This window comes from Psychrobacter pygoscelis (assembly GCF_004335015.1).
Taxonomy (GTDB): Bacteria; Pseudomonadota; Gammaproteobacteria; order Pseudomonadales; family Moraxellaceae; genus Psychrobacter; species Psychrobacter pygoscelis.
Genome location: NZ_RQRU01000006.1, coordinates 1 through 23,292, shown reverse-complemented (window position 1 = coordinate 23,292; position 23,292 = coordinate 1). Strand labels below are relative to the sequence as shown.

Here is a 23,292-nt window from a genome sequence, read left to right as displayed (position 1 = left end):
AAGAATAATGGTCTAGATTAAGCTAATTTAACGAGTTTTTTCACTTTGCCGCAATAATATCCACACTGGAATAAGACCGACAAGTACAATAAGTAGGCTTGGCAGTGCCGCTCTCCCCCACATACCTTCGCTGGTCATCTCAAAGACCCGAACCGCGAGGGTATCCCAGCCTTGACGACGAGTCATTAAGGTAATCGGCATCTCCTTCATTACCTCAACAAAGCCCATAAGTAAGGCGGTCAATACGCCAGGCTGCAATACCGGCAATATGACTTGACGCCAGCGCTGCATTTTACTATCAGAAAGTAGCCTTGCCGCTGCCTCTTGATTCGGTGTTAAACGCTGTAACTGCCGATCAACTGGCTGATAGCTAACTGTCATAAAGCGAGTCGAGAGCGCCAGTAACATCACTAGCACACTACCTGACAGCACCTGACTGTTACTGATACCCAGGCCGATTAATTGGTTATCTAGCCAAGCGATTGGAATAAAAACACCCACCGCCAATACTGTTCCTGGCACCACGTAGCCTAAATTAGCCATTGTCGCCATGAACCTCGTTACTCTATCAGGATATTGACGCTTTACCCAAGCGACAATAATAGCAAGTATCGCAATGAATACCGTAGTCATTGAAGCGATCGTTAAGCTATTAATCACAAAGTCCACATATCTTGCGTCAAAGTCTTGCTGATAGTTCTTTGCGGTCCAGTAAATCAGCTGAATAAACGGAATTAAAAACGCCAGTAAAAAGACACTAAGACAGACTAAGCTCATCAGCAGGCTGGTAAGTAACGAGGTCTCAAAGCGGCGATTGTCGCCTTGCGTCATAGTGCTGCTTCGACGACTGCCCCAGAACTGCTCAAAGAGCATCACCATAAAGACTACGACAATCAGTAATGCAGCAAGCTGAGCGGCGGTGGTTAAACTAAAAAAGCCAAACCATGCCTTATAGATGGCCGTAGTAAAGGTATCGACATTGAATACAGACACAGCACCAAAGTCGGCCAAAGTCTCCATACAAGCCAACAATAATCCACCGATAATCCAAGGTAGCGCTTGCGGCAATGCCAACTTAAAAAAAACTTGCAGCCGACTGAGACCTAGCATTTGACCAGCCTCAATAGCCCGGCGACCTTGAGATAAGAATGCTTGGCGCGCCAATAGGTAAATATAGGGATAAAAGGCCAACGATAAAATAATACCCGCACCCCATACATTACGCACTGATGGAATACCAGCATCTATACCCATTGCCCGCAGGCCAGTCTGTAACGGCCCACTATAATCAATGATACCGACACTGACAAAGGCAAGCACATAAGCAGGGATGGCCAAAGGCAACATTAGCGCCCAAGTAAAGAAGCGCTGGCCTGGGAAACGATACATACTCGTTATCCATGCTAGCAACGTGCCCAAACTACCGGCTATCACGATAACCATTGCTAATAAGATAGCAGTGTTTTTGAGGACCTGGGGCAACACGTATTCATACATGTGTGACCATATATCAGCCATTGGCTGAAACCAGGACAATAAAACAATAATAATTGGCACTAGCATAAACAGCGAAATCAGTCCTAGGACTGATTTTGCAATCATAGCATTACCAGATTGCTGAATATTTAAGGTAGCGAGTAACTTGGAGGATAATGATTTGGACATGGCTACCTTTTATAGCAGCGTATAGGTATGACTGAGCACCGCTATTACGGCACTAAGATAAACTAAGGAAACGGCCTTTTTGTAGACGCGAGACGATTCAGTATAGCCGAAAAATAACACTTAACCACCTGAATATCAATACGAAGTTATGAGCCAAACTAATCGCGCCTAAAACTTAGAACCACTAAGTTTTAAGCGCGGTAGTTAGAACGTCATCTTTAGGGTAACCAGCTCTAGAATAGCCAGCACTTAACGGTTATTTATAACCTGCTTTATCCATCAATTGGATAGCCTGAGTCTGAAGCTCACCGAATTTTTGAACATTAATGTCATCGGCTTTAAAGTCACCCCATGAGCGCAGCAAGTCTGACTCATCGACGCCCACTTTTACTGGGTATTCTTTGTCAGAGCTGGCGTAGAGCCCTTGAGCTTTATCAGATGATAGCCATTCCATTAGCTTTAACGCGCCTTCTGGGTTATCAGAGTTAGCGACAACACCGGCACCAGAGACATTTACATGGGTTCCTGTAGTACCTTGGTTGGCCCAGAATAGCTTAACTGGGAAATCAGGATTCTCATCTAAGATTCGGCCATAGTAATAGCTGTTTGCGATACCGACTTCACACTGTCCAGAGGCGATCGCTTCTAACATGCTTGTGTCATCACTAAATACGTCAGTAGCAAGATTATCTACCCATCCCCGAATGATTTGCTCTGTTTTTTCAGCACCGAGATGCTCAATCATACTAGCAACTAAAGACTGGTTATAGACCTTTTTAGAAGTACGCAGACACAGCTTGCCTTTCCATTTAGGATCGGCGAGGTCCTCGTAGGTCGATAGGTCATTCGTCTCTACTTTACTAGGATCGTAGAAGATAGTACGCGCACGTAATGACAGCCCAGTCCACAGCCCTTGAGGATCGCGGTACTTAGCAGGGACATTATTATCTAGCGTTTCAGACTGTACGGGCTGTAATAAGCCTTTTTGCGAGGCTTGCCACAAGTTACCCGCATCGACAGTCAATAGCATATCTGCTGGGGTATTAGCGCCTTCAGCTTCCAATCGCGCCATCAACGGACCTGTCTTGTCAGTAATCAGCTCAACATTGATTCCTGTCTCTTCGGTGAATTGATCCAATAGCGGCTTAATCAACTGCTCATTTCGTGATGAATAAATCGTTACTGTTTGTCCATCTGTAGCTGTTGGCGTAGTTGCTTCTGCTTCTGCTGTCTCTTCTACTACTGGTGTTTCTGTTGTCGCCTCCTCGGCAGGCGCTTCTGTTTTATTGCAGCCAGCTAGGCCAAGCATAGTAGCAAATACTGCTACCGACAAACTAACTTTAGTAGATAATAAAGATGACACAGTAGACATAGCATTCTCCAAATGATTGCGCAACACTGTTCAAAAGTTTGGATATTCTATTTTGAATACTTCAGTGAATAGGTTGTATCCAAAAGAATTTCATCTACTATCACTAATTAAATAGCTTTTGATGAACACGTTGCTTTATTAACATATCTTTTATAGGTCGGCATTGCGCTCTTACCCTTATAATTTAGGGCTACGCTTATCAAAATTAGTATGTTTTAAAAGTGTATTAAGCTTATGTAAAGGCAAAGCTATTATTTACTAATCATTACTAAGCAGTGCTGATACCCAATACCAAAAGGCATATTAATACAAATGATAGTAATTATCAATATTTTTAATTATCACTATTAATTAATATTGCTTGGAGCTTTAGCTAGTCTTTATAATTTAACAATAAATTTTAATTATTTACTTTTCAATGATGTATGAGCTGTAGCATAGATTCAATCTACATCATTGACTCATACTAGACTAACCATTGCCCGATTAGCGCATTGACTGCGGCTTCTGTGCGCAATATTCGCGCGCCCATAGACACTGGCTGACAGCCCTGTGCTTGTAATAGCTCGACTTCATAATCAATCCAGCCTCCCTCAGCACCTATACATATAAGCGTGGGTAGCGCTCTTTTTACGGACTGTTGACGGCTCTCTTGATCATCTTCCAATCTGGCTTCTAGCGCCAAGCTGCGATGAGATTTAGTCAATGCCGTGTCCTCAATGGACGATAGATAGTCCCGCAAACTTAAGGGTGCATAAGGATGAGCAACTATAGCTTTCCCTGCCTTGCAGTGTTCAGCCAACTCATCTTCCACAAAAGGCTTAAAGCGTTTTTTCAAAGTAATGCTAGGTGCTACGGTATCACACGCCTGCTGCAAACCCTCAACAACGAACTCATCAAGACGCTGTAAAAGCGGACTTTGCCAATAGCTTTTTTGACTGCGATAACTATTGACTAAGATAATATGCTTGACCCCAAGAGCGGTCATGTCCATGATCAAACGGCGTAGTACTTTTGGCCGGGGCACTGCCAATACGATCGTTAATTCTAGCTTACTTGGCGGCGCAGTATTAAGCGCCACATCGACTAGAGTGATGCTACCAGCCCTAATCGACCCAATCACGCCCGATCCTAGATTGCCATTTTTTTGACCAATCTTTAGGGTATCCCCTACTTTTGCACCAAGCACATCTTTAATGTGCGCCAATTGCTGAGTATCAGTAATCTTTGCTTGGCAATATGCGTGTGCCCTAGTGTCATCTGCTAGATGACGATCGGACGCTAGTAGCGGATCAGGATATGAGGGAGTAAAAGCTGACTCGGGCAATAGCAAACAGTTCATCTTATTGATACTTCCAGTTCATCTTATTGATACTTCCAGTTCATCTTATTGGTACTTCCAGTTCATCTTATTGGTACTTCCTAAAAAATTGCTATAGAACTCGAGAAGAATATAAGAAAGGATAAGACAGAACTAGAGCAAGTCCCATCCAAACACTGACTCTGAATAGAATCTCGCTAACTCATAATCTTACCGATTCGAGACGCTGGTTTAAAATTTACCAAGCGTGAGCTTTTATTACTGTTTTGATCATATCGAGCTGACGTTGCAAGACCAGCTGGTGATGCTCGACTTCTTTATACCCCAACTGTCCTGCATGATGCGCACTGTCTAGATTTATCAGCCACCTCTCAAGCTGAGCTTGTAAGGCAGATTGAGCTTTTGCAGGCGACTTTGTGGCTGGTAGCTGATACAAGGCCCCTTTGTCGACTAAGGTATCCACCACTTCCTGACAAGACTGGGTGAATGGCCCCATAATTACTGGAGTGGCCACGCTTAGTGGTTCTATAGGATTATGACCACCGATATCTACCATGGAGCCGCCAACCACGGCCACATCTGCTATTTGATACCAGTGCATCAGCTCTCCCATCGTGTCCGCTAAATACACTTGGATGTCCTCGGTAATCGACTGGTGCAAGCTACGGCGCGCCATCGTAAGATTAGCGCGCTCAATCAATGCTGCGACCTCACTGAAACGCTCAGGATGTCTTGGGACAATAATCAGTAAAGGTTTGGTCAACTCTGAATTTGTGAGCAACTGCTGCTGCACAGCCAGTGCGATTGACTCTTCCCCCTCATGAGTACTGGCTGCTACCCAAACTGGCCGTCCTTGAGTAGCAACCGTTAATTGATCATTCAAGCTTGGCTCATCAGTGCAGTCTGATAACACATTTACCTGAGGCTGATTGACGACCCATTTGAGCGAGCCTGCCACACGAATCTTGGCGCTTGGCGCACCTAGTTGGCGAAAGCGCTTGGCTGATTCGGCATCTTGAGCGATGATCAAGCTAAGATTCTGCATCATACTGGCAGTGACTTTGTCTATCTTTTGATAGCGCTTAAATGAGCTGGCCGATAGCCTAGCATTGACCAATATCGCTGGAATCTGCTGACTAGCAAGTCTTGATAGTGTCGTCGCCCACAGCTCAGTCTCGACGAATAAAGCCGCCACAGGTTGAACATGCTCTAAAAACGCCTCAACGACTGGCGTACTATCCACAGGCACATAGCTGTGACTCATGTGCCCTGCCGCTATCTGCTTAGCAAAGCGCGACTCAGCTCGAGCATGACCCGTCTGAGTCGTATTGGTCAACCAGATACCAAACCCTTCAGCGAGCAGCTGTTCTAATAGTGGCGCGATGGTATTAGTCTCGCCCAGCGATACCGCATGACACCATATGACGCCTTGCTTATGACGAGTATGAAGCGTCTCGTCTATTATTACTGTATCACTCGGCGCAACGCGCTGATGCCCATGATCCTCATAATACCCTTGATGACTCTGAGAACTTTGCTTAACTGGCTTGTCACCGCTATCTATCCGGTCTACTTTATTGCTCGCTGCCTGATCTACAACTGCTTTACTAGAGCTTGTTTTGCTGCTGCGCCCTTTATGGGTACTGATATGGGGCGGTACTGGCCGCGAGGGATAACTATGACCAAAACGCTCAGCAACCTCATTGTCATAATTATCATTATTTTTAGAACGTCGCCAAACTGACAGTCGATATAACGGCTTTAGTAAGCTCATCACGCTCAGATAATACCAAGGTGGCGCCGTGAATTCGCCGCGACAATCATTGCCCCGTACAGCCTGAGTACCACCCTTATGATCATGATCCAGACCATCTTCACATTGTGGATCAATTATTGGACTTGTGGCTAGATTTGAAGTTATAGATAAGGCATCTGTAGCAGAGGTAGAAGCTGACTTTGACGGGCGCGTTGGGCTACTATCGTCGAGACGTTCTGGATCGGAGGAGGAGATGGGCATGATTCAGCCTAAATGCGGGCAAAAAGAAAGTGGATTTTAGCGCAAATAGATATAAAACAAAATCTTAACAATGAATTAGACCATAAAAATTTATAATTCTGCGTTTATTAATTATTGTACTAAACATTGTGCACAACGACTTAGAGACTGATATCGCCCGATACTATCTAAAGCTTACTAGACACAGCGGCTTGGTTATTAGCCCATGATACTGACAACTACCCTACTCACAAAAACACCAGTGATATGACGGGTCATACAGCCAATACCATATAAAATCATTAAGCCCTTCATCCGTATGTCAGGCTAGAATAAAGGAGCTATACAACCTAAGTAATACTGATAACTATCGCTAATAGACAGCTATTCATCAGTGCCACATATTTTTTTCACGAGTAATACTTGCGGAAATTGGTTTTTATTAGCTTGGGTATTGTTAATTAGCACACCACTTAAGCAAACCCGAAAGGACTGAACCAACACCCCATTATTATTATCCAAGATCTCATCTAATATGGCTTTATTATCGATTAATAAATAGGTCTCATTTGCGGTCTTTAACAGCTTACCAGTATCTGTCTGAACAAGCACACCCTGAAACTCTGTGAATTTTAAGTTGTTCTTACTGCTCGCAGCGACACTATTAGCGTGCGACACTACCATAAAAGGGAAAATATTTATCAAAAGTAATACTATATAAGCGAAAAAGCGCATAAAATCCTTAGGTCATCATCAAAGCATAAAATTGTTTTACACTTTAGTCTTTATACCTCATAACAGAAGCTTTGTAACAACTAAACAAACCAACAATCACGTTACCATAGCATTATACCTTTGGTCTGTAGTGGATACTGGATTTTTTATTGGTTATAGTCAGGTTATTTGTATAAATATAGTCGACTCTAAATAAAATACCGTCCTCATAATGTGATGCGCAACTGTGATGAGTTCCTATTAATAACTGCCATCTTTTTAGCTTTAAATGGCCACAAATAAGATCACTGCCAGCACCAGCACTATAGCAAATAGTAGACCATAGCGCTTATTTGACGTTTGTGATTGCTTTTTTACCGTGGTCAGTACTTCTGCTTGCTGCCACTGAGTAATAATCTGAGCGGCTTCAGGGTGACCATTGTTAGCCGCTTCAGTTAGCCAGTATTTACCCAAAGTAATATCTTGCGGTACTTTAAGCCCCTGATAATGCAGCTTACTCAGTAGTCGTTGGCCGCGTGAATCGCCCTGAGCTGCGGCCTTATTAAGCCACTCAATACCAGCGGCTTGATCCTCGATATCCCCATCACCGAATAGCTGTAGCAATGCCAGTCTAATCATTGCCGCACTGTGCCCTAAGTCTGCGGCTTCCTTAAGTTGCTCAATTGCGCTTTGCCGCTTAGCGTTAGCCAGTTGCGATAGTTCATCTTCGTTAAGATGATAAAGCTGTGATTGGGACTCACCTTGCCCTTCATCGAATTCATTTAATACCTTAAGTGCTTGTTGATATTGCAAATCTCCGGCGTTTTGCTGCTTATCAATGCTCTCTAATTCTTTAATCACCGTGTCTATTAAGTTAACGATAGGGTCTGTGGAGCGTGTAGTCGCGGCTAAGTCACCATTAAGCCTTGGCGTCGTCTCTGACTCTGAGTGCTGACTAACCACTCCTAAATCTTTTGATTGCAAGGCCTCGTTTTGAATAGCTTGGTTTTGAATAGCTTGGTTTTGAATAGCCTCGTTTTGAATAGCTTGGTTTTGAATAGCCTCGTTTTGAATGGCTTTAGGCTGTTCCACGTCTTGTTGAGCGACCTTAGTTGGCAAGCGCTTATCTATTGCCCAAAAAATACTGCCTTCAACCGCTTCGCCATTCACGGAGCGAAATGGTCGGTCTATACTGGCAAACAGTCTCGCACCGATCGGCTCAAGGGCAAAATATACTGCGTCGAAGGTAGAGTGGGCATTCTTAGATAGGGGCTGCGCAGTAACAGGGTTATCATCTAGCGGCTGATAGCGGCAGGCCAATTGCTGATAGAAGTTATTAGGCTCTGGAATGGCGCCGACCTTTTTACTCCACTGAGCGATCTCTTTTTCACTTAACCAATACGCTTGGTTATGCCACTGCTTTGCCAATACTTGTCCACTATAGCGCCCGACAAAGCGAAGGAAGCGTTGACAACTCGGCTGGGCCAAAAATGTGGCTTCAGTCAAATTGTTGGCGATTAGCTCATGGCGAATTTTAGATATTAGTAAGTCTATCCGTTTGAGACTGTCGATTGAATAGTCGAGCTGGCACTGTTGTAGCTGATGACGATAAGCCATCGTTGCCCCGTCATCTTGACTTTTATTAGTTCGTGTACTTCCTAATGCTGAGGCCGTGCTGGGACTTGAGACAACTACCAAAGCATCTTTATTAGCAGCATTTTTATTAACGCTTTCTTTATTATCCGTGTCTTTATTGGTAGATGACTTAATTAAATTATCAACGGGCATCAAGGTCAATCCTCTATAGTTTAAGCCTTATTGAAAGTAATGCTTAATCAGGGTATTTACAGGCTAACGCTAGGTTACAGCAAAGGGCTAAACAGGCGCATACCATTATCGAACAATCGCTTAAAGTTATGCCGCTGCTGCCACTGCTCTAGACACAAAATCTCACAGTGATTAAGATAGGAATCCTGACAGGCAGCCACCTGAGCCACCATAGCTGGCGAGTAAATAGCCAGACTGACTTCCATATTGAGATAAAAGCTGCGCATGTCGATATTGACAGTACCGAACAGACAATATTCATCATCGACAACCACGGTCTTAGTATGCAGCAATCCACCGCGAAATAAGGCTATCGTCACGCCAGCCTCTAATAGCTCCTCATAATAAGCTTGCGAAGCATGCTGCACCATAAAAGAATCAACAGTTTTGGGAATAATCAGCGTTACCTCGACCCCACGCTTGGCCGCCGTCGTCAATGCACCAAGTAGCGCTTCATCCGGCACAAAATAAGGTGTCGTGATCTGAATCCGCTCATCAGCGCGATGAATGACGGTCACTAATGTATTGTAAATCACATGCGCTGTCACTTGCGGTGCTGAGGGAATAAGCTGAGCAGTGACTGGCTCTACCGCTGGTAAAGGTGCAGAGACGACCTCACCGCTAATAATCCAATCCTCCTCTGCCTCAGTCATCAGTCCAACCACTCGATCGGCTGAATCGTTAACATCATTAATCCGCGGATTCATCATGTACAGCTTTCGAGTGTAGGTATTAATTCGTTGATTCAACGCATCTAAATTACTATTACTCTCAGCGCCAATGTCAGTCACGACTACTTTTGCCATTGCCGTCACGATACTGATCGGTTTACGGCTTTTGATGCGTACCATAGTATCGATCCACTGCCCGACATCTTTATCTTGCTTAAAATATGCTGGGTCCACTAGGTTAAAGCTGCCGGTATAGCCGATATCTTCATCAATGACGATAATCTTACGATGATTACGTAAGTCAGTTCGCTTAAATAGGGTCTTAAATAAGCCTACGGGTAAAGACTGATGCACGATTACCCCAGCATGACTTAACTTATGATAAAACGATGAGTTAAAGAAATTGAAGCTACCGACACTGTCAGCTAGCAGATGACACTCGACACCACGCTGTGCTGCTGCTATTACTGCGTCTAATACCTCACAAACTCGGCCTTCTGGATAAACGATATAAAACTCCATCAAAATCACACGCTGGGCAGAATGAATATCGTGAAGTAGCTGATTAAATATCTCATCAGGCTCGGTCAAAAGCTTCATTTTATGATTATCATAGACCCCAAAGCCCGTCCAAATCGTCCCGATACGACTGACCCCGCGATAGGTCTCAGGCAATAGCTCTTGACCTTGGTCAAATATCAAGCGCTCTCGCTGAGCCATCTCATTTAATAGCGCCCGTGCCTGCTCAGTTCGTTGCAGATAACGGCGGCCAATCATTGGTTCGCCTACCAATAGATAGGCAACCATGCCAACCAAAGGTAGCGTAAATAAGATAACCAACCAAGCAATCGCCACACCGACATTACGCTGCACTGACAAGATACGCAGCGTGAGTAATATCATCATCACAACATGAGCCAGCAATCCCAGTTGCGCCACATCAATCCATGACCACGCCTCAAACAAATGATCAAAAACCTGAGTATCTATGACTATCTCCTCGCAAACTCTTACGCGCCTATCTCAAAGGTAGCTTATCATAATGATTTATATATTATTGTCTATCATCATTACGACTAACTCACCTATTCAACTTATACTAGCTATATAAAATTGTTCAAGTTAATTTAAGATAAGATGGATATCTATCTTAGTGTCTAGTGGGTCGTTTTCTAGCTAACTTGAACATACAACTATGCAAAGTGCCTAAGATGTCAGCTAGAGAAAGCTCACGCTAGCTGAATTGAATTGACTCTACAAAGTTCCTACTATATTCATAAGCTCACAGTGGCCTCCTTAAGACCAATAAATTGAGTCTGAGCAATAGTGTTAATCGGTCTCACTAAATAAAAATAAAAAAAGATTTGACAGCCAATCTCAAATCTATATAATACACACCCACAGCGACGGACCTTAGTAATAAATTGATTAAGGCTACGTTGTTTAAAAATCTGAGTAGAATGTGACAGTTACTTCTTAGATTAAATAGAAAATCTCTTATACTAGATTTTCTGTTGAAATAAAAGGTTATACCTAAGTGAAGGTATTGAGCTTTTAGAATTTGCGAATAAGCAAATTCTCTTGCGCTCGGACGAAGCAGTGCTTCGTTGCTTCCTCGCTCAGGGTGATTAGCTCAGTTGGTAGAGCGTCTGCCTTACACGCAGAATGTCGGCGGTTCGAATCCGTCATCACCCACCACTTAATAGCTTGTGGTAAAAAAGCTAGACGACCTAAGCAGCGGTAGTTCAGTTGGTTAGAATACCGGCCTGTCACGCCGGGGGTCGCGGGTTCGAGTCCCGTCCGCTGCGCCATATTTAAAACTAAATTAACTTAGTTAACGAAGTTTCAACCCCAAGTATTTATTTGCTTGGGGTTTTTTTGTGTCTTTAGGTTTTTGGTTTGATTAAGCCAAATAACTTAATCTTGCAGATATCCAGTCATATATCACAAATACAAACACATCGGAGCTCCTGAAATAGGCTCAGAGATAATTTGGGCTTGTACATCAAACACATCAGCGAGCATAGCTTGTGTAATGACCTCTTGTGGCGTGCCAAAACCCTGTAGCTTACCCACTTTGAGCAATACTAACCAATCACAATAACGAGCCGCTTGGTTTAAATCATGCAACACGACAATGATGCTTTTTCCTTGCTCTTTTAAGTCTCGCATAAGTTTCATTAGCTCAATCTGATAGGCAATATCCAAAAATGTAGTAGGTTCATCAAGCATAATAATGTCAGTATCTTGAGCTAATATCATAGCAATCCAGACACGTTGCCGTTGTCCACCTGATAGTGCCTCTAATGCCGTATCAGATAGTGATTCAATAGACATCTCTGCCATTACCCTATCGACAATTTTATTATCTTGCTGACTCAGTTTACCCCAGTGCGATACATAAGGTGTTCGACCATATTCTACCAACTGCCTAACGGTTAGACCTTCAGGGTGTGTTTGGCTTTGTGGTAACACAGAAATTTGTTGAGCAATTTGCCGATTGCTCAAGCTTGCCATATCAGTGTCACCTAATAACACTTTGCCTGCTTGTGGCTCAATTAAGCGAGACAATCCTTTTAATAAAGTTGATTTGCCACAGCCATTTGGACCAATAAGTCCGATGACTTTATTTTTTGGTAACTCTAAACTTAACTCTTTAATAATGGGATCACTGTTGTGATGATAGCCTAACTGTAAGTTTTGAATAGAGAACATTACCACCCTCGATAGCGAGAAAGCAAAAAGATAAAATATGGCGCACCAATAACAGCTGTCAGTACGCCTGCGGGCAATTCAACAGGAGCAAACAAACTACGAGCCAGACTGTCTGCTAAAACTAAGATAATAGCTCCTATTAAGGCAGATAGAGGTATCAATAGGCGATGCTGATGCCCAAATAACAAACGGGCAATGTGTGGTGCAAGCAATCCAATAAAGCTGATAGTTCCTGCAACTGATACTGCCAAACTGGCAATAATAACGGCGGTTAATAAGGTAGTAAACTCAATGGGTCTGACAGATATACCCAAGTGATGAGCCGTTTGCTCTCCCAGTCCCAGTACATCCAATCGCCACGCCAAATAAAAGCTTAGTAATAACAGTAACCCAAAGGTTAATAATAATGCAGGAATATGTTGCCAACCTCGCCCCCACAAGCTACCTGTTAGCCAAATCATAGCTGTATTGATTTCGACAGGATATATCACTAATAAAAAGTTAATCGCACTTGCCAAAAAAGCACTGATAGCCACCCCAATTAATGCTAATCGTGCAGGGGTTGGATTGCTGATTTGTGCCAAAAGCACAATCAAACAAAATGCCAATAACCCTCCCAATAAAGCAGCAATAGACAGCCACCATGTTGGTGAAGCAGGCACCATCACCAACAGCAAGGTAGCACAAAACCCCGCCCCAGCACTGATACCTAATAAATCTGGTGACGCTAATGGATTGCGGATAATACCTTGTACCAGACAGCCTGATAGCCCAAGACTTGCTCCCACTAATATTGCCAATATCGTACGAGGCAAACGGTGTTGCCACACCACAAAATCTTGCTCACCGACAAATCCTTGCCATAAGTTTTGCCATATTTGCCCATTGCTTAATGAGCTTGCCCCCATAAAAATACTGCCAATACTCAGTACAAGTAGTACCAGTACAATCAAACCTATCAACATAGGATGTGATAATGACAAAAAAGAGCTTTTTGTTTGCTGCGACTGTAATGGTGAGTTTGACATGAGTATTTTTTAGTTCTCTAAGTTTTTAAACATCTAAAGCCCTAAATATCTAACTTTCTAAGTCTCTAGGCGTCGTTGACAGGCTAAGGCAATAAAGATAGGTGTTCCTATCAAGGCAGTTAATAAACCAACTGGCGTTTCAGCAGGAAAAGCGATAGCACGTGATAACACATCCGCCCATACCATCAAAATACTACCTAAAAGCATACTTAGCGGTACAAGCTGAAGGTAAGACAATCGACTAACTTGGCGTAATAGGCGTTTGGCAATATGTGGAATAATAAGCCCTACAAAGGCAATCGGTCCTGCCACTGCCACACTAATTGCCGATAAGATGACAATCAAAGCACCACAAGACCATTGCAAACTGCGTAAATTAATACCTAAACTACTGGCAACATCATCTCCCAATACCAATACATTGAAGCGAGGTGAAAGCCAAATAGTATAAGCCAAGCATATAAGTGAAATAGGAACTAATATAGACAGTTGTTGCCATTGGCTATTAGCAATCGACCCTGCCAGCCAATACAGCACGCCGTAAGCTTGCTCATCAGTGACAATCAAGGCTGCACGAGTGATACCAATGAGTAATGCATTAATCGCCACCCCTGATAATATCAGGCGTACAGGATGTACCCGTCGCCCAGAAAAATATCCTGCTAAGCTAGCAACTAAGCCACAAGCAATCACAGCACCCACTAAGGCTTGCAAAAAAGTAGAGTGTAAAAAGCCAAATCCTAAGCCAATAGAGGATAGGGCAACCACACAAGCTGACCCCGAATTAATACCCAGTACCGCAGGTGAAGCTAAGGTATTGCGAGTTATAACCTGCATCAGCAGACCTGCTACTGCTAAATTTGCCCCAACAAAGACAGCAACCAATACTCTAGGCAAGCGCACATTCACAATAAGCTGGCTGGCTGTTGCTGTACTAGAAGCTTCATTTGCAAGCCTAGGTAACCAATCAAAAGGTAGGTAAGAGCTAATATATTGAGCAAGCAGTCGCCATAAATCTACGATGGTTAAATGGAACTTAGAATAGGCGGTCAACCCTTGCCATATACCAATGCACAATACAAATAGTAAGCCCACCCATAATAGCAACAGTAACCAACGTGACTGCTTATTGACTTGCTTTGTAGATGGATTTATCACTGATTGAGTAGCCACAGTAATGGACTCTTATTGGCTTATGTTGATGATATCTTGAGCCATGTGTTCAGCTGATTGCATACTACGGTTTAATGCCCAATAAGTAGGATCAACTTCAATCACATGATTATTTTTTACCGCTTTAAGCTGCTGAAATAATGGTGAGGATTGCCATTCATCATATACAGTATGGTCATTATAACGACCAATGAGTAACCAATCTGGATCCGCTGCGACCAGTTGTTCTAGACTGGTGGGAATATATGCCTCTTGTGTTTGTTTAGGAATCGGACTGTTGATATTAAGATATTCAAGTACAGTACCTGCATAAGAGCGAGGGCCATGAAACCACATACCTTTATCAGAGATAATGGCAAATTGGACGCTTTGGTTAGCTAACTTACTATCGACTAGTTGGGCTTTATAACCATGCATGGTTTGCAGGTGTTGATTGATGGCTTGTGCCATTTTTTCATCTTGATGGACGATATGACCGACAAGCTGTGCTGATTGTAGATTTTCTTCATAAGTTTCCCCCCGACTTTTTAGCACTACTGTTGGGGCAATGTGGTTTAACTCATCAGCAATAATAGTATGGCGTTCTTCATCAGCAATGATTAAATCTGGCTTTAGATCAGCGATAGTTTCAAGGCTTGGCTGATAGCGTGATCCAACTGAAGTATAGTCGTTCACTTCACTACTAAATTCAGGGATAATGCTGTCAGGCTTATTGTCATCAGCAACACCAACAGGCTGTAACCCTACCGCTAAAATATCTCCTAAAAATGAAAACTCCATCACTACAATACGCTGAGGATTTTGTGGGAATTTATCTAAATTGGGGACATGTTGGGTGATTTGTTGCTCAGTAAGTAAGTGAATACCATCTTCTAAATTTTGACTGGTAGCACTGTTGACATTATTGTCAGCATCATTAACATTAATACTAGTAGTTTCTATCGTACTTGAAGAATTTTTCTGGCTGATAATAAACCATCCACCACCGACTATAATAAGTGTAATCACAAAAACAGGAATAATAATGGCAAGACGATGTTGGCTCATGGCTGGATAACCCTTAGATTTAGATGAGATGAGAGCATATTGGGCCCCAATATGCTCTAAGTGAGAAAAGCTAGACTAAGCTTTAAGAACTAAAATTCATAGTTATACGTCAATAGCCAAGTTCTAGGTGCCCCCAGACCAATTTGATTCAGTCCTGATTTACCATTAGTTGCTCCAAGTGCGTATTTTTTATCTAGAGCATTATTAAGATTTAACTGAATGTTGTGTTTACCTATGCTATAGGCGGACATCAAGTCAAGAGTGGTATAACCATCTAGTTTTACCGCTTCATTATCACCTGCATAACGATCGCTGACATAGTTAACCCCACCACCGATACGCCATTGCTCCGTTGGTTGGTAGGCTGTCCAGACAGAGAAAGTTTGATTTGGAATATCGTTGGGTCGTAAACCTGTCTCAGTATTTTCTGCTTTAATGTAGCTATAGCCAGCAGATACATCCCAATTTTCATTAACTTTACCACGAGCTTCTAGCTCAATGCCTTGATGGCGAAACTCATCTTTAGCAATTACTTCACGATTTTCATTAGTTTTGGGCTGTTCTTGGTCAATGCGATATAGTGCAGCATTGAGCATGATCTTACTATCATTTAGATAAGTCTTAATTCCCAACTCTTTTAAGTCAGCTTGATACAATGCGCTCAATTTTGGATTGATATAAATCCCTGCATAAGGCAATTGCCATGAGCGTCCCATCGTAGCGTAAGCTGAAGTATCTTCACTAAAGTCATACACCACACCAGCTCGATAACTTAACTTATCATCTTTTAGCTCACTGTCTTTTCCTTTAAAGGTTTGCTCAAGTTTTATATCATCATAACGAAGATTACCAACCAGTGACCAATCACCTAAATGAAACACATCTTGAGCAAATACACCAATGCTTTGTGTGCTGTTTTTACGAAATGGCGGAAAACTAGGATTAGGTGTATCGATACTGACGGGATTTATTAAGGATTTAGAAGGAATGTTTTTGTCAGATGCTAGCATCAGATCAATATCAATATTATTATAATCCGCCCCGAATAATAACTCATGGTCGCCTAAATTCCATTCTAACTCAGACTGTAAAGTAGCAGTAGTACGAGGATCATAACCAAAATTATTGACCGTTTGAGCAATGGTATCTCCTGTCACTGGCGTAGTGGCTTGACGTGTGCCTTTTTGCTCAAGCGTAATATGATTATAAGAAGCACGATTTGTCCAGGTCATGTTCTCATTAATGTTGTATTGATGATTAACACTGGCATGCCAAGTATCTGAATCCTGAAAATCATTGGGAGCACCATAGTAAGTGTTAACTTCTACATCAACAGGCTTACCATCTTTTGAGGGGACACCACGATAAGGTACTAAGTGCTGATGCATATAATCTAATGAGACATCTAGAGTATGTTGGTCATTAGGTTGCCAACGCAGTGTCGGAGCGATAAAGAAGTCATTGGAATCCACATCATCTACATAAGAATCACTACGACGATATTCAGCATTAACTCGAGCATTAATTGTATTAGACAACTTATGGGAGCTATCAATACGAGCCACCGCTAAGCCATCACTACCGACTTGTGCTTGTACTTTGTTAAATTCTTCACCCTCTGCTTTTTTATTAACGAAGTTAATAACACCACCAGAACTACCTCGACCATATAATGCACCTGCAGGTCCTTTAACGACTTCGACACGTTCAACATTTGCCAAACTGCGGTATGATTGCAACTTACCATCATCACGCATGCCATCACTATAAATGTCATTTAATCCATTAAACCCACGGATAATAAACTCATCACGGCTACCCTCCCCTAGCGTATTATTCAGCCCTGCCACCCCTTTCATTGCCTCTAATACACGCACAGCCCCACGGTCTTCTAATTCCGTTTTAGTAACTACAGAAACTGACTGAGGTACATCCAGCCATTCAGTACTGGTTTTTGTTCCTGAGGTTGGTGCATATTCTGCATAGCCTTCATAAGTTTTTGCAGTAATCACAATAGGATCAATTGTAGTAGATGGTAAAAATGTTGTGCTTGTTTGTGATGGATAAGCCGTATTAGAACTATCTTGAGCAAAAGCATTTGCATTAACTAATAACCCTGCTCCTAATACAGAAAAAGTCAGGACATGTTTTATTGCTTGAACCAAAGGTTTTTGTACAGAGTATTTCATAGTAAGCCTACTATTGAAGTCATGCCATTTAAGAAAACGCAGGTGTTAGATATAAAAGAGAAATCTAGTATTAATTAAAACTAATATTATTTGCAAATGATAAGCAATGTCGTTTAAAATTGCAATAATTCAGTAACATACAATTAACTTACTATTATTTTTAATTTACTTAAAAAATACTGGAAATCATTATGGCTAGTCCTCTAAGACATACAACTTTGTGTGTGGCATTAGTGCTTGCTTATCAGCAAAGCTTTGCTGATAACAATACTTCAGAAAGTATACAAGGCTCTTCACAATCTACTCCAGATAATACTTCGACGATGACTCTTGATACTATCGTAATAACTGCCGAAACTTTAGGTGATTCTAGTAGGGATACAGTGAAAGATTTTGCCGGAAATCGTACTGTTATTGAGAAAGAGGTTATAGAAAAAACAGCATCTAATTCTATTGATGGTGCATTACAGCATATACCGGGTGTAAAAGTTCAAGATGAAACAGGAACAGGTGTATTACCCAATATCGCCATACGTGGTTTAAATTCTAGTCGTAGTGGACAAGCTCAATTTTTAATGGACGGCATTCCATTAACCCTTGCTCCTTATGGACATACAGGGCAATCAATATTTCCTGCTACTTTATCAAATATTGATCGTATTGATGTGGTACGTGGTGGTGCGGCCACACAGTATGGCCCAAACAATGTTGGTGGGGTAATCAACTTAGTCACTAAGCCAATACCAGGTAAGACACAAACGGAACTTAGTTCAGATGTCACTTTATTTGAGCAAAATGGTAAATCACTTACTGACTTATATGCTAGCCATAGTCGATGGCTTACCGATAATTTAGGTGTACAACTCGAAGCCAACTATTTAACAGGGGATAGTTTTCGTGATCACTCGGATACTAAAGTAGCCAATATACAGGCCAAGGCGCTTTGGTATATCGATGATACCCAAGAACTCGAGGGATTTTTACAATACTATGATGCTGATACACAAATGCCTGGTGCATTATCACCTGATGCTTACAAGCAAAATGTTGAACAGTCACAACGTCCACTAGAAGCCTACCAAGGCAAATCTACTCGTTGGCACGCTAGATATAAAAACTATTTAAATTTTGGTAATCAAGCTGTGGCAGATGTAACTGCCTTTGGACATCATGCAAATCGTAACTTTGAGTGGGGGTTTAATTCACAATTTAAGAAGCAAGGTGTTCACTGGGCAGATCCTGCTGTTGCTTCTGATACTCTGCGTACCTCCCCACGTGAATTCAACGTTTACGGTGTAGAGCCAAAATTCTCTATTGAGTTTGGAAGCCCTGAAACTGCTACCCATCATGTCATTAGTGGTATTCGTTATGTCAATGAGGAGATTGACTACAAGCTAACCCAACGTAAATTAGGTGATTCTGCAATTAGTACACCTCGAGATTGGCATCTAAAAACAGATGCTTGGGCAGGTTATATCAGTGATGAAATTGGTTTAATGAATGGCAAGATAAAAGTCACTCCAGGGCTACGTTATGAAACTGCCAAAATGGTATTCAATGATAAAGGTAAAAACACTCAAGATAAAAATACCATTACCGACTGGCTACCAGGTTTGACTGCTTCTTATCAGCTTAGTGATGTCAATGATAAAGATAACTTATGGATAGCGTACGCCAATGCTCAAAAGTCCTTACGTACCCCACAAATTGCTTATATCCGTGGTAAAGGTGAGGAAGGTAGTGAACTGGCTTGGAACTATGAAGTTGGTACTCGCTATACCAACGATAACTTACAAGCCAACTTAGGGCTATATCGAATTGATTTTAAAGACCAACTACAATGGAACAGTGCTCAGCAATCCTTTGATAATGTTGGACATACCTTACATCAGGGTTTAGAAACATCCATCCGCTATACACCTGAGCAGTTTGATAGTTTAGATTTAGGACTATCGTATAATTATTTAGACTCTACATTAGAAGAAGGAGATGACAAGGGTAATCAACTGCCTTATAGCTCAAAACATCAGCTTGGCTGGTCAGCCAGTTATGGTTATGAGGACTTTGTTGGTACACTATCAGGCATTTATTACTCTAAGGCCTTTACGGATAATGCTAATACAGTAGAAGAAAGTGCTGATGGTGGAAAAGGTGAAATACCTGCTTACACAGTATGGAACTTCAACCTCCAAAAAACTATCAAAGATACAGATGATAAAAAATTATCAGTACAGTTTGGTATTAATAATTTACTTGATGAGCAGTATTATTTCCGTGGTATTGATACCAGCCCTGTAGGGCGCTATCCTGCACCAGGACGCTCTTATAAATTTGGAGTCAATTATCAGTTTTAAATCTTAAACATGATTTAAATATATACTCTCTTATGAGTCATAAAAAGCGGTGCATTCTAAAGCGATGGAACTCAAGCTCTATCGCTTTTTTACCCTTTTAAAATAAATAGGCTTACCACGGCACTCTACCAGCTGACTTAAACTACGTATCACCCTTTGAACAGGCAGTGAGAAGTCTACCTCGATGGTTAATGCTTCACGGTTATAGTCATCAATGACATTAAACAGTCTAATAGCCCTACCATCAGTTAGCGCATCGTGCATAAAGTCCAGGCTCCAGCTTTGATTAATGCTAGTGGGCACAGTAGCTTTTGAGGTCTTTCTCGCTTAATACGACGTTTAGGCTTCATTCTAAGATTTAATTCAAGTTCACGGTAGATTCGATAAACCCGCTTATGATTGTAAGGCAGTCCTAGTACATTTCTTAGATACAAGAAGCACAGTTTAAAGCCCCAGTTCTTATGGCTGTTTGTCAGCTGGATTAACAGCTTAGCTATCTGATCATTGTCATCTACTGTCTTTGGCTGATAGTAGTAGCAGGTCAGGTGATGTTAAATACCATACAGGCCATGCGTATGCTTAAACCGTGAGCATCAACGTAATGCTGAGCTAACTCCCTGCGCCTTGCTGGCGCTACCACTTTTTTGACATGCCGTCCTGAAGAATGTCTGATTTAAGCCTTTCTTCAGCGTATATCTTTTTCAGACGAGCGTTCTCGGCCTCTAATTCTTTTAGGCGAGTGATTAGTGAGACATCCATACCACCTTACTTGGATCGCCATTTATAGAAGGTACTTTGACTAATATTACTACGAGCTTAGCTCTCCGTCTTGCACTTCGGGTTACTGTCCACTGGACAGTAACTTATCCTCGCTCATCCCGTAGTATGTCGCTGACAGGCACACCTTGTTCAGCTTGTTTGAGTATATTAGCGATTTGGGTGTCGGTAAGTCTTGATTTTGTCATGTCGAAATCTCCTGCTGATATTTTAGCAGTTAGCTTCTACTTTTAAGTGTTATTATTTTTTTGGGGTGATCACCGAAGGACTGATATTCTTAAGTCAAGTCTTCCTTTAAATAAATAGTAAGCTCTACTGGATCGATGTTTAACATTGTCTCTCCAAACGTTATAACTATCTAAATGAATTAATCAGACCGATAAAGATGACCTTAGTCACCGTATGTCTGAGACTAGATATAGAGCCACTTCAACCGGAGCTAGAGTATTTCTTGATTAAAGAGTGGCGATAAAAACACTTATCGACCCAAATACATGAAACATAAATCCTAAAAGATTTTATTAGTAATAATTATCATTCGCTATGATAGTATCTTATTTAACTAATAAACTCTAAACTTTTATAAGGTTTCATGCCCATGCATTTATGGCGATTAATAATTAATCAGTACCGATACCAGCTCATTTGGCTGACCTTTATTAGTATCGCCAGTGCCATCGCTGGTGTCAGTTTAATCGCTTATATCAACAACTCCTTAAGCCAATTTAGCGATGAGCCTTGGCGTATGCTGTATCAGCTGATTGGCCTGCTGATATTGCTATTCACCCTAAGCTGGGTGGCACAATTTAGCTTGAGCTACATTGGCCATAAGTTTGTCTTTGAGTTCCGAAATGGCTTAGTCAAACGTGTGCTGGATACTGATATTGCCACAATTGAGCGCATTGGCAGCTCTCGCATCTTAGCTACTTTGTCTAAAGACATTAATACTGTGCAATCAGCTTTCATGAGCTTACCTGCCTTTGTTCAAGCCTCGATTTTATGTATAACGGCCGCCGCTTATTTGGGCTATCTAGCTTGGGACTTATTTTTCGTAGTGATAATGATGATAGGGATGACAGGTGGCGTTGGCTCTTTACTGGTGAAGCACGTCTACAAACAGTACAAGATCGTTCGCGATGCCGAGGATGATATCTATCAAGATTTTGAGTCGATAATCAATGGTCGCAAGGAGCTGTCACTCAATCGGCTTAGAGCGAAGAGGCTATATCATCAAGAGTTTAAACAGCATGCGCTCAAGATTCGTAAGCACATCGTCTATGGCGATACCTTGCATTTTACTGCCCTAAACTGGGCCGATACCATGGTCTTAGGCACTATCGGGGTAGTGTTCTTTTTGGCGGTGATATTAGGCTGGGCCGATAGCGCCACCGCCACGACCTTTGCCGTGACCATACTATTTTTAAAATCCCCACTCATTCAACTACTGGGCATTATTCCTAACTTTTTAAACGCTCATGTCAGCTTTAATAAAATAAACGAGCTGCAATTGGCGGCTAAGCGATCAGGATTTGACGTGCTTACCAAGACCAAGCCATGGCAAACACTGCAACTACAAAATATCCGCTACCATTATACGGACGACGACGGCAAACCAAGCTTTGGGATAGGTCCAATTAATCTGACAGTACACAAAGGTGAGGTAATCTTTTTAATCGGTGGTAATGGCAGTGGCAAGTCCACACTGGCTAAGATACTTACAGGACTGTATCGACCACACTCAGGTCAGATACGCTTTGATGACTATAAGATCGACTTATCCTCTTATCGGCAGTATTTCTCAGCGGTCTATAGTGATTTACACTTGTTCAAAACCGTTTTAAGCCCGCATGGGTCTGATAGAGATAGTCATAGCTTGAACGAGTCTGAGCAGGCCCTGATGTCAGAGTGGCTCACGTTACTACAAATGCAAGATAAACTCGATATTGATAATCAAGGCAAGGTGCTCAATCAAGAGCTGTCGCAAGGCCAACGCAAACGACTAGCTCTACTATTGACGGTCATGGAGCAGCGCGATTTTATCTTGTTAGATGAGTGGGCGGCTGATCAAGACCCACAGTTTCGAAGGGTGTTTTATCATGAGCTAATTCCAAAGCTCAAGGTGATGGGCAAGACGCTGTTCATTATCAGTCATGATGATCACTATTTTGAACAAGCCGATAGGTTACTACAAATGCATAATGGTCAGCTTATTGAATTAACAGGTCAAGACAGAGTTAACGCCAGTCGCGATGCTATCGCACAAATCAACTAAGCAATTCATTTAAATCGATAAATCAAAAAATAAATAAGTATTAACCAACTTTATTATAAAAAATATCTAACTAATAATGATTAACATTTGTTAATGATATTTAATAATGATATATTGTTGAAGGTTTTAGTAACTTAACAGCAATATAGTAGTCATATTATGCCCTAGCAG

The 23,292-nt window shown here is 41.9% G+C and carries 14 protein-coding genes, 2 tRNA genes and 1 pseudogene; 4 read left to right on the top strand and 13 right to left on the bottom strand.

The annotated features are described in order from the left end of the window. Positions 1-27: 27 nt before the first annotated feature. From EGV92_RS11730 to EGV92_RS11695, 7 genes are all read right to left on the bottom strand, one after another. Positions 28-1,602 (bottom strand): ABC transporter permease, encoded by a 1,575-nt coding sequence (locus EGV92_RS11730; protein ID WP_242678725.1) that lies wholly within the window; start codon positions 1,600-1,602, stop codon positions 28-30. A 319-nt stretch (positions 1,603-1,921) separates the two neighbouring features. Then, positions 1,922-3,037, bottom strand: coding sequence for a Fe(3+) ABC transporter substrate-binding protein (locus EGV92_RS11725; protein WP_131669482.1), 1,116 nt, complete (start codon positions 3,035-3,037; stop codon positions 1,922-1,924). A 466-nt stretch (positions 3,038-3,503) separates the two neighbouring features. Next, a complete protein-coding gene (locus EGV92_RS11720; protein WP_131669481.1) occupies positions 3,504-4,379 on the bottom strand; it encodes a 16S rRNA (uracil(1498)-N(3))-methyltransferase in 876 nt (291 codons plus the stop codon). A gap of 217 nt (positions 4,380-4,596) precedes the next feature. Beyond that, positions 4,597-6,375, bottom strand: a complete 1,779-nt coding sequence (locus EGV92_RS11715) for a 3-deoxy-D-manno-octulosonic acid transferase (protein ID WP_242678719.1) — start codon at positions 6,373-6,375, stop codon at positions 4,597-4,599. 363 nt (positions 6,376-6,738) lie between these two features. Continuing rightward, complete coding sequence (locus tag EGV92_RS11710; protein WP_131669479.1) at positions 6,739-7,059, bottom strand: hypothetical protein; 321 nt, start codon at positions 7,057-7,059, stop codon at positions 6,739-6,741. Positions 7,060-7,353: 294 nt separating this feature from the next. Beyond that, the gene (locus tag EGV92_RS13970) at positions 7,354-8,856 is read right to left on the bottom strand and encodes a tetratricopeptide repeat protein (RefSeq protein WP_165525614.1); all 1,503 of its coding nucleotides are present in this window, start codon (positions 8,854-8,856) and stop codon (positions 7,354-7,356) included. Between the two features lie 74 nt (positions 8,857-8,930). After that, the gene (locus tag EGV92_RS11695) at positions 8,931-10,472 is read right to left on the bottom strand and encodes a cardiolipin synthase (protein WP_131669606.1); all 1,542 of its coding nucleotides are present in this window, start codon (positions 10,470-10,472) and stop codon (positions 8,931-8,933) included. A 716-nt stretch (positions 10,473-11,188) separates the two neighbouring features. Between EGV92_RS11695 and EGV92_RS11690 the strand changes: the two genes are divergently transcribed. Both EGV92_RS11690 and EGV92_RS11685 read left to right on the top strand, forming a co-directional pair. Further along, positions 11,189-11,264 (top strand) — tRNA-Val (locus tag EGV92_RS11690). A gap of 36 nt (positions 11,265-11,300) precedes the next feature. Further along, a tRNA-Asp gene (locus tag EGV92_RS11685) sits at positions 11,301-11,377 on the top strand. Positions 11,378-11,510: 133 nt separating this feature from the next. Here the strand turns inward: EGV92_RS11685 and fecE are convergent. The 5 genes from fecE to EGV92_RS11660 all read right to left on the bottom strand — a co-directional run bounded on the left by fecE (position 11,511) and on the right by EGV92_RS11660 (position 17,718). After that, positions 11,511-12,281 (bottom strand): Fe(3+) dicitrate ABC transporter ATP-binding protein FecE, encoded by a 771-nt coding sequence (fecE, locus tag EGV92_RS11680; protein WP_131669476.1) that lies wholly within the window; start codon positions 12,279-12,281, stop codon positions 11,511-11,513. Then, positions 12,281-13,309: a FecCD family ABC transporter permease gene (locus EGV92_RS11675; RefSeq protein ID WP_242678718.1), complete on the bottom strand. Its 1,029-nt coding sequence runs from the start codon at positions 13,307-13,309 to the stop codon at positions 12,281-12,283. The genes fecE and EGV92_RS11675 overlap by 1 nt, the downstream gene beginning before the upstream one ends. A 57-nt stretch (positions 13,310-13,366) precedes the next feature. Beyond that, the gene (locus EGV92_RS11670; RefSeq protein ID WP_242678717.1) at positions 13,367-14,482 is read right to left on the bottom strand and encodes a FecCD family ABC transporter permease; all 1,116 of its coding nucleotides are present in this window, start codon (positions 14,480-14,482) and stop codon (positions 13,367-13,369) included. Between the two features lie 12 nt (positions 14,483-14,494). Continuing rightward, on the bottom strand, positions 14,495-15,529 hold the full coding sequence (locus EGV92_RS11665; protein WP_131669473.1) for a Fe(3+) dicitrate ABC transporter substrate-binding protein: 1,035 nt from the start codon (positions 15,527-15,529) through the stop codon (positions 14,495-14,497). A gap of 89 nt (positions 15,530-15,618) precedes the next feature. Further along, on the bottom strand, positions 15,619-17,718 hold the full coding sequence (locus EGV92_RS11660; protein WP_131669472.1) for a TonB-dependent receptor: 2,100 nt from the start codon (positions 17,716-17,718) through the stop codon (positions 15,619-15,621). A 191-nt stretch (positions 17,719-17,909) separates the two neighbouring features. Between EGV92_RS11660 and EGV92_RS11655 the strand changes: the two genes are divergently transcribed. Beyond that, entirely contained in the window at positions 17,910-20,072 is a 2,163-nt protein-coding gene (locus EGV92_RS11655) for a TonB-dependent receptor family protein (RefSeq protein WP_131669470.1), read from the top strand. A gap of 108 nt (positions 20,073-20,180) precedes the next feature. Here the strand turns inward: EGV92_RS11655 and EGV92_RS11650 are convergent. Continuing rightward, positions 20,181-20,876 (bottom strand): annotated as a pseudogene (locus tag EGV92_RS11650) (DDE-type integrase/transposase/recombinase); the annotation flags it as partial. Positions 20,877-21,441: 565 nt separating this feature from the next. Between EGV92_RS11650 and EGV92_RS11645 the strand changes: the two are divergent. Next, positions 21,442-23,121 (top strand): multidrug ABC transporter permease/ATP-binding protein, encoded by a 1,680-nt coding sequence (locus EGV92_RS11645; RefSeq protein ID WP_207401797.1) that lies wholly within the window; start codon positions 21,442-21,444, stop codon positions 23,119-23,121. Positions 23,122-23,292: the final 171 nt, after the last annotated feature.